Raw genomic sequence first — 13,005 nt, forward strand, 5'->3', positions numbered from 1 at the left:
GCCACAATGAAACAGACGGCGACGTGGAGATGAAGCACTTTTCCATTGAGCGTGATCAGCAATATCTCATTCCTTTTATTCGGGAAGCGTTACAACTCAATCCGAACCTGAAGTTGTTCGCTTCACCCTGGAGCCCGCCGACATGGATGAAATCACCGAAAGCCTACAATTACGGCACTCTGCGCTGGGAAAAGGATATTTTGAAAGCGTATGCATTGTACTTTGTCAAATTTGTTCAGGCTTACCGCGAGGCAGGTATTACGATCCATCAGATTCATGTTCAAAATGAAGTCATTGCCGATCAGAAGTTCCCTTCCTGTGTATGGACCGGGGAGCAGCTGCGTGAATTTATTCGCGACTATTTGGGTCCTGCTTTTGAGGAACACGGACTGGATACGGAAATTTGGCTGGGGACCATTAACGCTCCCGATCCGTGGGAGGAATTAATGAAGAAGACTTCTACCGGATTCGATGAGTATGCCCATACCGTATTGAGTGACCCCGAGGCCTACAAATATATTAAAGGCGTAGGCTACCAGTGGGCAGGCAAAAATGCCATTCAGCGCACCGTTGCCAGTTATCCTGAGCTTCGTTACATGCAAACAGAAAATGAATGCGGCAACGGAGAAAACTCATGGGACTACGCCAAATATGTATATAATCTGTACCAGCACTACTTCAGCAATGGTGTGAATGCTTATATTTACTGGAATATGGTTTTAGAACCGAAAGGCAAGAGCACATGGGGCTGGGAGCAAAATTCGATGATTACCGTTGATCCCGCGGATCGAAAACCTGTCCTGAACCCGGAATATTACGTTATGAAGCATTTTTCTCATTTTGTATTACCAGGTGCCCGACGCATCGGACTTCGTGGATCATGGACTGGAAATGCAGTTGCTTTTAAAAATACAGACGGGCAAAGGGTGGTAGTCATCGCCAATCCCTTCAAGGAATCGCGTGTGCTGAATCTGTCTCTCGGTGAAACAACACACCGCTTGGAGCTGGAGCCGGAGTCCTTTAATACTATCGTGATTCCTTCTTAACGCCACAGATTTGTGGGCTCTTCCAGTCTTGCACACATCATTAGGTATCCCTGTCCGGTCTATAAGTGTCCAAGCATATGTATAGTTTCCAAAATGGATGTATATCCTTTTGCGTATAGTAACTATAAATAGTATACTTGGAATAACTATGGACAGGAGGTCGATGAATATCACTACTGTAAAAGACCGGATTGATTTGAAGCTGATTAATTGTGATAAGGAATTGACTCTAGCGGTCATCGGTGGAAAATGGAAGCTGATTATTTTGTGGCATCTTGGTATGGAAGGCACCAAGCGGTTTGGTGAATTGAAGAAGCTGATCCCCCATATTACGCAAAAAATGCTGACCAACCAATTGCGCGAGCTGGAGGAAGATAAACTCATTCTTCGTAAAGTCTATCCCGTCGTCCCTCCACATGTGGAATATTCACTGACGGAGCATGGCGAAAGCCTGATTCCGGTACTGAGAGCAATGTACGATTGGGGATCAAACTATCGCGAGAACGTGATTTGGAAAGAAGAAGAAGCGATTCAGGACGTCACACCCGTGTGACCAGCAAAACAAGCATTTTGCAAAATGCTGAACTATATTTTTGTAGAGACGACCCTGGGGAGATCTGGGGTTGTTTTTTTTGTGATATAAAGACGTTCCCCAAGATAATAAAAGAAATGGATGCAAGTATCCGTTTCCATTGGCATTAAAGCTCGTTTTCCGCTACATATCCTCATTTTACACTTGTATTCGTGATTTACATTACATCCGCTGTGACGTATGATTCTTCCATCCCTATTTACAGTGAATCCGAGAAGGAGGCCGTTCTAGCATGAGCATGACGCTTGCCCAGCCCACAACATCCCAAGCGACCCAATTAAGCATTGGTTCCATGGAAATGATTCAATACGACTATCGTCAATTTCCTGACTCAAAACCTTATCAACACCATTGCTGTGGCTTGCTTACTATGTCGTGTAACGGCGCTCAAGGTCTGGCGGAATATGAGCTGCCTGAAATTAAAGCTGCCTTTGACCTCGTCCGCTGGGCTTCCGTGTTTACCTCGCTCAAGGGTCTGTCCTTAACCGAGGCTGAGCAATATATTCAGCACCATGCTGATCACTGGGGGCCTGATAAAACAGAGCTAGCTCTATCTGCCTTATCCGATCTGAGTACCCATGCGAACCTGCACATTCTCTCCCCATCAGCGACCATACTCCCCCCTCGGATTAGTCGTTCATATCTTATCGAGCATGGCCTGGTCTACTATTCATTCTAAATATCGTTCACAACTCCATTGTCAATCCACTTTTCAGTTCACGTAAAAAAGCCTGAGACTGTTTATCACAGGCCAGGCTTTTACACTTTCAGCACAGAGTTGATTACACTTGCAGTTTACCTGCACGAATATCGTCTGTCATTCCTGCATAAGGTGCTTGGGAAATTAATTGTTCGTTGTTCACACCCGCATTTTCGATGAATGTAATATCTGCAAACTCAGGAACCACATACTTCGGATACGTTTCATACTTTTCGCGCGATTCCTCCATCAGCGGAATAAAATCGTTTTGATAGCGCACAGTGATTTCCGGATGCTCATGAACCCATTTAGGGAAGAAAATAATGCCGTGCATACGTTTTTCCTCAGGCATAAAGTTCAGAGACACGTCAGTGCCTGTCGGTTCGGTCCACGATACTTTATACACATTTTCCACCAGCTTCACCAGATTGACCTTCTGATCACGTACCCAGCGGCCGCCTACCATACCACTATGAATGCGATAATCGATCGTATCTTCATTTTTAATATATATTTCGTACTCCCAACCATTCTCATAGGTGTAGATCATGTGGCTGCCGATAAACTTGTCCATCTTGCATCCTTCTTTCCTAAATTATAAGTTTTTATGAATTGAATAGGAGACCAAAAATAAAAATATTCAATTCAAAACATGTAATGTTAAACATGTTGTTAAGTACATATAAATTGTAGCACTATGGTATACTAGTGTCAAATAATGTTTGACAAGGAGAACTACGTTGAAACGCACATTAAAATACGCCATTTTGGGCCTGGTTCATAAAGAGGAAATGAGTGGCTACGATATTACGAGTCAATTCAAGAAGGAAATCGGACAATTTTGGAGCGCCAAACACAGTCAGATTTATCCTGAGTTAAAAAGGCTGACCGAAGAGGAGCTTATTGAATATCGCACCTCCATTACTGGAGCCAAGCTGGAAAAGAAGCTGTACTGCATCACCCCCAAAGGAACCCAAGAGCTGACCGAATGGCTGTTGAGCGCCAAAGAGTTACCGGAAACGGAAAAGGATGAGTTTATGCTCATGCTGTATTTCTCAGCAGCCATCCCCAAGGAAGAGAACAAGCGATTGTTCGAGGACCAGATAACCAAACGTAAAGAGAAGCTGGAGTATCTGTACGAAAGTAAAAAATCCCTCCAACAGCTGGACGAGAACCTTCAAGCCCCCGGTTCTAATCAATTTGGGCATTATCTGGTGCTGAGCCGTGCCATTAATCGGGAAGAAAGCTATATTACGTGGCTGGAAGAAACACTGTCCCTGTTTGAATAGCCTAAAAAACCTTCAACGCCACGTAGATTCGTGGTATTGATGGTTTTTCTAAATAGGTGCAAACTAGTCTGCCGTCGTAATCGAAGAGCCGTAATCTTCAATATGGATATCTGTGCTAAAACGTACAGGAATGGTACTAAAAGTGGTATCCCAATCCTCTTTAACCTTACGCCAAACTTTAGGATGCTGAATCCTCAAGGCTTCTCCGAAACCTCCGACATCAGCCTTCAGCTTTTGCATTTTAGCTAGGGTTTGTTCAGCTAATGAATTCACTTTCTCCTGAAAGATACTTTCTTCTTGTCCAAGCACATTGTTGTTGCGTAAATTTTCATTCTTTATATGCACCTCCGAAACGCGTCCCTCTGAGGTCATTTTCACTTGGAAGGAAATGTCGTCCCCCTGAACAATGGCCTTGATCCTGCTTTTCACCGCTTTGATCTCATAGGCTATATTTTTACCGGTCTGGGGATCGCTACTTTTCAGCACGCCTCCAGCCAATTGGCCTTTGATCCACATAAGACCCTCGACCTCCGACTCATTCAGATAACCACCGTAGGTTTGTGTCTTTCCCTTGATGATTCCCGCACCTGCGAGCTTGATTTCATTCTCCGCCGTAATGACATTAGGTAATATAAAGCTTCTTTCACCCTTCATGGGTCCGATCACTTTAGCCAAAGCCATGGGCTTTATCAACCGCGCGTTCCGTTTACGGTTTTGGAATATATCCTTTAAAATATAAGCAGGAATCTGACCAGGAATTTTCTCCTGAAGCGCATTTCCCGCCTTGTCTGTACTAATCAGTAGCTGTACGCTGGGCCGAATGTCATTATCCCCTAAGAAAAAGTCCAGCAGCTCATACAACGGAATCTTGCGAAGCAGACTGGAGCTGATAATAATCGTTTTCAGATGTTGCCCGATGGGAGGCCGATTGGTCCTTAATGAAATTTCTCTTAGCATTTCAAAAACGGAATCTCCCGTTTCCGTAATATTAAAAAATTTTTTAGCTTGTGGGGAGGAGCTATTGGAGCCTCCGCTTTCCTCAGGGATGACAAATTGAAAGGTTCCGGTGATTAACTCTTTTTTTGGATAATCTCCTCCTTTCTGAATAATTTGCTCTTCTTGCGAAGATTCTGCCTCTACATCCATAGCAATGCCTGTCATCAGATTTAGATCCTCCACCGGCGAGCTGCTCCAGCAACCTGACAGTGTACTGCATATCAGGAGAGCCACTATCCCGAGTAATGCTGACCGTGCCCTCATCATGACCGCACCTTCCTCCAGCGAGAAATAAGCAGAAGTGGCAGTGGAAGCAGAGCGAATAAAACGAAAGCTCCATTCCCCAGGATCGTTCCAAAAGAAAATAACTCATTCAGATTTTTGGGAATTTGGGATAGGAAGTAGATGATCGGAAGCAAAATGAACAGCATCTTGGAATAAGAGCTATTCAAAATTTGAGAAACTCCGAGCGAAGCGCAATAAAAAGCAATGCTGAATGTAGCAAAAATTTGCATGATCCAAATGGTCAACAATAAGGATTCGAACCGTTCCAATAACAGATACTCCACTTCAAAGCTGCGGGCCAAATCTAAAAATGGCCAGGTTCTGCTCAAGACTCCTTCCAACGAAAAAGCGCCAATGCACAGGATCAGCGTAGCTGTATAAAAAGCGACCGCGATCCCAATCGCCAGTCCGATTGCCTTGGTTGCTTTCTCCGGTTTTTCCATCCGACAAAAAATAATCAGCAAGGACTCTGTCCCCGTTAATGTCAGGAATGTAGTCTTGAGCGTTCTAACTACTGGCATCACACCCTCCGACAAGACAGGACGCAAATTATTCAATTCGAAAATATTTAAACTCAGCAAGCATATCAACAAAAAGATAGCCGCCGTAATCGGGAATATCAATTGACATATTTTCCCTAACGAACCCACTCCTCCCATACATAGGTACAGTGAGAGCCACATAAAAGGTGCTGAAATCGCCCACGCCGGAGTGCCTTCAAGCAGAAAGAACGACGTTACTTCCTCCACAGATCGGATTTCAAATGCGGCTATACAAACAAAATAAATAACAATCAGCATACCAATCCCTTTGCCAATGACTTTGCCTGTTATCCGCTGAACATACTGATAAAAGGTGCTTTCTGGAAACCGTGAACTTAGTTTGATCATAATCCATCCAACCAGGAAAGTGCCCGCCCCTGCTAAAATGACAGACATCCACACGTCCGGTGTTTTTGCAACTTCAACCGCTACTCGGGGGAGGGTAAGCAACCCAGCAGCCAGCATAAAGCAAACCACAATTGCCGTTGTCTGTAACGTTGTAATTTTATCCGCTTTTTTCCCACGGGCCATCTTGCTCCCTCCTGTGTTGTTAAACTCATCCTTGTCGCTTAGGGTCTTTATGCTTCAATAGAATGGGTCTATTTTTCATAAATTGCAACGGTGCTCGTATGAAGTAATCTTTCCAGTCCTTCAACGAACGGGGGACCGTTAGACTAAAGAACGGAACACCGAAGCTGTGTAGCTTCACCATATGAATACTCAGCAGCAGGAAAAACATAATAACGCCATACAACCCGAAGGTGGCCGCCGTGAACATGGCTCCAAAGCGCATGACACGCATGGAAATTCCAGCGCTGTATACAGGGGAGGAAAAGGAAGAAATCGCCGTGACTGCTACCACAATAACGAGGATCGGACTTACAATCCCGGCGTCAACAGCGGCCTGTCCAATAATCAAACCGCCGACGATACCCATCGCTGGACCGATGGGTTTGGGGAGCCGAAGTCCTGCCTCGCGTAAAATTTCGATGGAAATTTCCATAATCAGGGCCTCAATCAGCGTCGAAAATGGAACCCCCTGTCTCGCACTGATAATGGAAATGACCAGCTTGGTTGGAATCAATCCGGGATGAAACGAAATAAAGGAGATATAAAGCGCCGGGGCGAACAGCGATATGAAAGTTGCCATAAAACGAAGGAATCGAATAAGCGAACCTGGTATCCATCGTTCATAATAATCTTCGGGGGACTGGAGCATCATCCCATACGTTACAGGCATAAGAAGCGCAAAAGGTGTACCGTCCAGCAGAATCGCCACACGTCCCTCCAGTAATGCAGCCATGACCCGATCCGGTCTCTCTGTATTTTGAATTTGCAGAAAGGGACTAAGAAAATTATCCTCAATAAGCTGCTCCACATAGCCCGATTCCAGTACCTCATCCATATCAATGGTTTGAACCCGCCGCTTCACCTCATCTACAAGCTCCGGGTCGGCAATGTCTCTGAAGTACACTACCATCAGCTGTTTTTCCACTCTTTTGCCGACTTTGAAGGACGACATGGCTAGTTCCGTACTTTCTCCATGTCTGCGCAGCATCGCTGTATTATCACTGAGCGTCTCTGTAAATCCGACTCGTGGTCCCCGTAGCACCGATTCCGATATGGGGTCTTCCACCCCTCGTGTATTCCCTCTGGGTGTACCCAACACAAAAGCGCCTGGTATGCCCTGAATCATGAGTATGACAGAACCGAACAGCACCTTTTGCAAGGAGAACTGCACCTCTAACGTATACTCTGTTTCCGATACCAGCATGACCTGACGAATAAACATATTCCGAAGCTCCTCTCCTCTCGGAAGATCCTCCCCCCCTTGCCCGGAACTCCCCCAATCCATCAGTGGCTTTAAAATGTTCTGATCCATGCCAACCTTATCTGTTAAGCCATCCACAAAAAAAAGCGTGCCTACAGCGTTCAGTTTTTCCAGAAAAATAGATCGTTCGTTCACGTCTGACATATCCATGACGGCTTGTCTGACTTTTTCTACATTGGCTTCATAATCTTCGGTAAAGGTCCCCTTTATCTTCTCAGCCTCACTTACAGACGGATTACGATCTGCCTGCTGCGAGCGGTCTTCTTCTAAAAGCTTTAATCGTTCCATACGTCTGCTCTCTCGACCATCCATCGCTTTAATTTGTCGTACCATCAGAAAAATGATCAAAGGTATGATGAACAAAAAGACAGCTTCTATCCATACGTTCCATTTGGGTATATGAGTCCCGATGACCTGCCACACGTTCTTTCCTCCTTCACTTCCATAGGATTTGTATATAGATTTACCTGGATTAGAAAAAAGATGCATCGGCAATGGAATAAATTTCTTTGCTCGCAAAAGGAATAAAAAGGTGAATTTGATAGATGAACTGTAGTGTCAAAAGTGGAATTCCATGATAATATCTATTCATTCTATGACTAATGTCACAAATTTGTTGAATTCGTGGGCCATTATTCGAAACTAAAAAGGAGTTGTAGGTATGAAGAATCATTTTTGGAAGAAAGCCGCTGTGTTGAGTTTGTTAGCGGTCATTTTGTTAGGGGGAACGGCGATCAGTCCCCAGCAGGCTCAAGCATCGCCCGAACCTTATCTTGGGGAAATTACGATGTATCCTTACATGTTCGCTCCCCAGGGCTGGCCAAAATGCGAGGGTCAACTCTTGAGCATTAATCAGAATGCTGCATTGTTCAGCCTGCTGGGCACTAATTTTGGCGGTGATGGAATGAACACATTTGCATTGCCTGACTTACGCGGAGCTTCCCCGTTGCCAAATGTAAACTACTACATCGCTACCGAGGGGTCATACCCGTCCCGCCCATAATATGAATACGCTCAATAGTGTGCTATTTAATAAAGAAGAGGTGATAGCGTGCTCGAAGGCAATAACTTCACACGCAATAAATTAAAACCCTACCGTGTGTTGGTTCCACTCATGCCATTGATCGGCGGTGCGTTCCTGCTCATAGGGACGAATGAAGCCCATGCTGCCGGTTGGGAAAATGTGGTGTTGCACAAGCCAGCAAGCTCAAGCGGTTACACCCAGCCCTATGATCCCTCCAAGACTGTGGATGGGTCAATCGAACCGACAAGCCGCTGGTATCAAGCCAGCAATGGTGAAAAATGGATCCAGGTAGATCTGAGAGACTGGTATATCGTAGATCGATACGTTGTTACAGGTATGGGTGTCCATTATGGGTGGAACGATCAACGTGATCCATACAGTTTCCGATTGCAGACGAGCAACAATGGAAGTAATTGGGTGACTGTTGATACCGTTCAGAATAATGGAAGCTCTAATGTTGAAAAGAGCATTGCTCCTGTAACTACACGATACTTGCGATTAACTATTGATCAAGGAAATGCAAGAAACAATCAATGGGCTTCCATCATGGAATTCGCAGCTTATGGGGAACGATTGCCCATTCCACAGGCCCCGGGTCATTTTACAGGTACTAAAAATGGAAGTACTGTGGAATTAAGCTGGGATGCCGTTCCTTATGCAACCTCATATAAAGTCATTCGAGATAGTGTAACGCTCTATACAGGTAGCCTAACCCAATTTATAGACACTTCAGCATTGCCGCCAGGTGAAGCCCTTTACACTGTTCAGGCTGTAAATGCTAAGGGGGAGAGCACTCCCTCAGAGGTTAAAGTGATCATACTTACCGATGCTGAAAGAGTTGCACAGGCAAAAGCCGCTCTTGCTTTAGGCTTCGCATCTGGTGATACAGCTGATTCCGTATCCCAAAAGCTGACACTACCACTCGCTGGATTGAATGATACGACGGTGAGCTGGAGTTCGGATACTCCTGACGTCATTACGAACGAGGGGGCTGTCACACGCCCGCCGTACGATCTGGGTGACCGAAAAGTAAAACTGACAGCTACGATTGCGAAGGGAAGCGCCTCGGATACTCAAACTTTCGAAGTTACCGTACCGAAGATAACTGCACAAGATACTTTGGATCAAGCAGCAGACACCCTCTCGCTTGGCAATTTGTCTGCGGTAACAGAAAATATTTCTCTCCCTTTATCCGGTTATGGTGGAGCGCAGATCGAATGGTCCTCAGCCAAACCACTAATTATTGCAGCAGATGGAACACTCACCAGACCCTCTTATAATAGTGGAGATACAGATGTTACCCTAACGGCTACCCTGCAACTTGCAGGCTTAACGAAAACAAAGAATTTTACAGCGCATGTACTCAGTCTGCCCATGAGCGATACAGAAGCCGTTGACGCAGCATACAGGGCGCTTGAGTTGCCAATGACTACAGTAACCGGAGACGTATATTTGCCAAAAGACGCTCTGCATGGTGTTCAGGTGTCATGGTCATCGAATCAGCCCCAGTTCTTGGATCATACTGGGCATGTAACATTCCCAAGCTATGTGCAGGGCGATCAGACCATCACGCTGGAAGCAGTTGTGTCACGAGGCGGGGTTGAGCTACGAAAAACATTCAGCCTGCTCGTGCCTGCACTGCCCGTAAGCGCTGATGAAGCCGTAAATCTGGCAGCCAATACACTGAATTTAGATTATCCGCAAGGGATTAAGGATTCCATTGCTCTGCCTCGTACAGGAGCATTTGACACCCAGATTGACTGGTCTTCGGATCAACCAGATATTCTCAGCAACAGCGGTCAGGTGAATCGGCCTAAATATACAGACGGTGATGTGAATGTACAGTTAATTGCCATTATTTCTAAAGGTGCAGCTTCTGTACAAAGAACATTCACGATCACAGTGCTGAAGGCATTACCGAATACACCTTACGTACGATTGAACGGCAGCAATCCGATTGTTCTGGAAACCGGCGATAGCTTCACTGATCCAGGAGCCAACGTACTGGACAGCGTATACGGCAATATCCTGATCCCTGAGCTTTCAGGTAGCGGGAATGTCGATACAAATGTACCTGGCGTATACGTATTGAACTATGCTTATAGCGACAATGGGGGCTGGACGGCAGAACCGGCAGAACGCCGTATAAACGTGCTGCCTCGTGCTGTTACAGCTTCAGCAGGCAATGAGGATATAGCCTCAGTGATCGTTACAGGCGCGTTGCCGAACGCAAGGCTTGAGCTGTACAATGCCCAGCAGGAGCTTATAGCGGAAGGAATTGCTTCGGGAGAGGGAAGATATACATTTACACCTGTTCCTGAAGGAGCCAGCTACTATGTGCTGCAGAACGTAAATGGCATGAAGAGCGCTCCGTCAGGGCTAGTGTATCCGCAAGGGTTAACCGCGCAGCGCGTTGCGGAATCCATCACAAGCATAGCAGCTCCTACAACAAGTGATACACTGCTTAGGTTGCCTGTTGTACCTGGTGGTTTCCGTGTGACCATCAGCAGCAGTAGCCAGCCAGACATCGTGCGTACAGACGGAACTATTATTCAAGCAGATACTCCTTCCGTTGTAACTATCATGCTGGATGTTATGAGGGTAAGCGATGGTTCTCATGCTTTGACGCAAGCCATAGAAGTCACCGTCCCTGCCAAGGTAATTGCGAACACAGGCAAATCTAACAAAGATAAGAATGAGGATCTATCTGCTTTCGTACCACAGATCGGATTTTCCGAACAAGGGAAAGAGTTTTCCCTCTTTGTTCCTTCGCCGGCATTCCTGGATGAGCAGATACAGCAAGCACTTCGCGAAGGCAAAGCGTACGCAGACATTCGTTTGGAGCAGGAGAAGCAACTGAGTCGTGTTATCCTTTCTCATTCTTTACTGAATACATGGGATAAGATTGGTGCATCGGTAATATCCCGATATGGAACACTGTTGATATCCAGTGACACCTTAACCAGCATGGCCTCAGGCCAGCAGGACGTTACATTGTCATTCCAGCAGGCAGATGTACAACGTGCACAGCAGATCCGTGACTGGGCCGAGCAACAATCCAGCCTGACGCTGATGGGTCCGGTTACAGACATCAAAGCCAATGTGACTGGAACCTCGTCGATCATTCTACCGCTGGATAACGAATCCTTAAGTGAGTTACACAATACAGAGCCCCAGTTCTCCATTCTTGTTATTCACGAGAATGGTGAGCGTGAGATTTTAAAAGGGACTGCTGTAATGGATTCAAAAGGGATGTTGTCGGGTGTGAGTCTGAATACGACCGGGTTAGGTACCTTTGTCGTCGCCACAGACGCAAAGACTCAAACCAATAATGCCAGTGTGCAAAATGACCCAAGCAATTCGTCAGATCCACAAGTGCTAGCTCAGGTATGGCCGGATGTACAAGGCCATTGGGCAGCGAAGTCCCTGCAATCTCTTGCAGACAAAGGCTGGATACAAGGCTATAAAGACGGAAACATACGCCCTGAGCGCGCTGTAAGCCGTGCAGAATTTGTAGCCATACTGACCAGAGCATTGGGAACTGCTGGAGATGAGAGCCCTTCTACCTCATTTACAGATATGCAGGGACACTGGGCTGGATCAGCCGTGGATTCTGCTCATCGTCAGGGATGGATTCAAGGGCTAGCCGCTCAAACTTTCGGACCTGATGAGAGTCTTACCCGTGAGCAGGCGATGGTGATCCTGTCACACGCGATGCAGAATCAGATATCCATTTCCAGCACTACTGCACTGCAATCCTACAAGGATGAGCAGCAGATTTCAGCATGGGCCTCCGCAGCATTTCAAAATGCAGTATCCTCCGGTTGGATCAGCGGTTATCCAGATGGAACACTCAAGCCAAAAGCAGCCATCAGCAGAGGTGAGATGGCTGAACTGCTGGTACGTATTCTTAAATAAGACTTTTCAAGCTTCATACATCAGATGAGTATAAGCAAATACAATGCGGCCTCCAAGCTTTTCGGGGGCCGTATTTTTTTATGTATATTTTATGTACAAGCCTCCAACAATCATTTTTGCTTGTTTATTCACCCTTTTCGCTTCAGTAAATATATTATGAATATCTGCGAAGCGGGGCGATGAACCACCTATCACCTCTACAGTAGGAAGAATGATAAGGAGGAGATATTTGAGCATGAAACATAAAAAACCGTTCAGGTTCAGTGGTGCTTCAAAAAAAGACGAAGACTGTAAACCAACAAGAGTAAATAAAAGTATCGAAGCTCTTCTCAGACTGATTAATGAATTGACCGCGATCATCCCCGTCGTATTCGCAAACCCCTCTGCGGCTAATGTATCTTCCTTGCAACAGATTTTAAGACGTTTGTTGTCTCTGGCGAAAAGCTTAAGACTTAGAGGCGGGGTTAAGGCAGACTTGCTGGCAGCGCTGGAGCTTGCTATTGTTGCGTTAGAAGCTACACCTTTCTCTCCGATCGGCGTAGGTACTGCACTGCAACAATTGCTGGATGCCCTATTGTCCATCGTTTTACAAGAATCCCTTGATCCTGCTCTTAAAGACAGCTTAATCAGCGCGATCAGAATCGCTGGAACGACGGTTAGCAACGTATTAGGTGAAACATACTTGTCAGGGGAGTCCGGTGCACAAGGACCTCCTGGACCTGCGGGTCCAGGCGCACCGCCGGGTCCCACAGGTCCAGGAGGTCCTTGTGCACCGGACTCCC

11 protein-coding genes are annotated in these 13,005 nt (G+C 46.0%); 7 read left to right on the top strand and 4 right to left on the bottom strand.

All coding sequences use genetic code 11. The features are described from left to right. The 3 genes from GRP75_RS12365 to GRP75_RS12375 all read left to right on the top strand — a co-directional run. Positions 1 to 1,046, top strand: a 1,046-nt coding sequence (locus GRP75_RS12365; protein ID WP_160789448.1) for a glycoside hydrolase family 30 protein, incomplete at its 5' end; no start/stop codon positions are given. A 163-nt stretch (positions 1,047 to 1,209) separates the two neighbouring features. After that, positions 1,210 to 1,599 carry a winged helix-turn-helix transcriptional regulator gene (locus GRP75_RS12370; RefSeq protein WP_023986908.1) on the top strand — a complete coding sequence of 130 codons (390 nt, stop codon included), beginning with the start codon at positions 1,210 to 1,212 and terminating at the stop codon, positions 1,597 to 1,599. Between the two features lie 271 nt (positions 1,600 to 1,870). Then, positions 1,871 to 2,317, top strand: a complete 447-nt coding sequence (locus tag GRP75_RS12375; protein WP_160789449.1) for a hypothetical protein — start codon at positions 1,871 to 1,873, stop codon at positions 2,315 to 2,317. A 103-nt stretch (positions 2,318 to 2,420) separates the two neighbouring features. Here GRP75_RS12375 and GRP75_RS12380 read toward each other — a convergent pair whose 3' ends face one another. Then, positions 2,421 to 2,912 carry a phenolic acid decarboxylase gene (locus GRP75_RS12380; protein WP_013308656.1) on the bottom strand — a complete coding sequence of 164 codons (492 nt, stop codon included), beginning with the start codon at positions 2,910 to 2,912 and terminating at the stop codon, positions 2,421 to 2,423. Between the two features lie 166 nt (positions 2,913 to 3,078). Here GRP75_RS12380 and GRP75_RS12385 point away from each other — a divergent pair, with 166 nt between their 5' ends. Then, positions 3,079 to 3,627 (top strand): PadR family transcriptional regulator, encoded by a 549-nt coding sequence (locus tag GRP75_RS12385; RefSeq protein WP_068941356.1) that lies wholly within the window; start codon positions 3,079 to 3,081, stop codon positions 3,625 to 3,627. A 63-nt stretch (positions 3,628 to 3,690) separates the two neighbouring features. Here the strand turns inward: GRP75_RS12385 and GRP75_RS12390 are convergent, their stop codons facing one another. From GRP75_RS12390 to GRP75_RS12400, 3 genes are read right to left on the bottom strand one after another with little or no spacing between them, the layout of a single operon-like run. Further along, positions 3,691 to 4,890 (bottom strand): Ger(x)C family spore germination protein, encoded by a 1,200-nt coding sequence (locus GRP75_RS12390; protein ID WP_160789450.1) that lies wholly within the window; start codon positions 4,888 to 4,890, stop codon positions 3,691 to 3,693. Next, complete coding sequence (locus GRP75_RS12395) at positions 4,887 to 5,981, bottom strand: GerAB/ArcD/ProY family transporter (RefSeq protein ID WP_160789451.1); 1,095 nt, start codon at positions 5,979 to 5,981, stop codon at positions 4,887 to 4,889. Before GRP75_RS12395 ends, GRP75_RS12390 begins: the two co-directional genes overlap by 4 nt. A gap of 25 nt (positions 5,982 to 6,006) precedes the next feature. Further along, positions 6,007 to 7,704 (bottom strand): spore germination protein, encoded by a 1,698-nt coding sequence (locus GRP75_RS12400; RefSeq protein ID WP_160789452.1) that lies wholly within the window; start codon positions 7,702 to 7,704, stop codon positions 6,007 to 6,009. A 238-nt stretch (positions 7,705 to 7,942) separates the two neighbouring features. Here GRP75_RS12400 and GRP75_RS12405 point away from each other — a divergent pair, with 238 nt between their 5' ends. From GRP75_RS12405 to GRP75_RS12415, 3 genes are all read left to right on the top strand, one after another. Beyond that, positions 7,943 to 8,284: a phage tail protein gene (locus GRP75_RS12405; protein ID WP_160789453.1), complete on the top strand. Its 342-nt coding sequence runs from the start codon at positions 7,943 to 7,945 to the stop codon at positions 8,282 to 8,284. A 48-nt stretch (positions 8,285 to 8,332) separates the two neighbouring features. Then, positions 8,333 to 12,223, top strand: a complete 3,891-nt coding sequence (locus tag GRP75_RS12410; protein ID WP_160789454.1) for an immunoglobulin-like domain-containing protein — start codon at positions 8,333 to 8,335, stop codon at positions 12,221 to 12,223. Positions 12,224 to 12,458: 235 nt separating this feature from the next. Further along, positions 12,459 to 13,005 (top strand): collagen-like repeat preface domain-containing protein (locus tag GRP75_RS12415; RefSeq protein ID WP_160789455.1); only part of this gene is annotated, 547 nt, incomplete at its 3' end.

It is taken from the genome of Paenibacillus sp. OT2-17 (genome assembly GCF_009827695.1).
Classification (GTDB): Bacteria; Bacillota; Bacilli; order Paenibacillales; family Paenibacillaceae; genus Paenibacillus; species Paenibacillus polymyxa_B.

Coding starts and splice junctions, on each gene's coding strand:
- GRP75_RS12370 (WP_023986908.1), top strand. CDS start 1,210: ATGAATATCACTACTGTAAAAGACCGGATTGATTTGAAGCTGATTAAT.
- GRP75_RS12375 (WP_160789449.1), top strand. CDS start 1,871: ATGAGCATGACGCTTGCCCAGCCCACAACATCCCAAGCGACCCAATTA.
- GRP75_RS12380 (WP_013308656.1), bottom strand. CDS start 2,912: ATGGACAAGTTTATCGGCAGCCACATGATCTACACCTATGAGAATGGT.
- GRP75_RS12390 (WP_160789450.1), bottom strand. CDS start 4,890: ATGATGAGGGCACGGTCAGCATTACTCGGGATAGTGGCTCTCCTGATA.
- GRP75_RS12395 (WP_160789451.1), bottom strand. CDS start 5,981: ATGGCCCGTGGGAAAAAAGCGGATAAAATTACAACGTTACAGACAACG.
- GRP75_RS12405 (WP_160789453.1), top strand. CDS start 7,943: ATGAAGAATCATTTTTGGAAGAAAGCCGCTGTGTTGAGTTTGTTAGCG.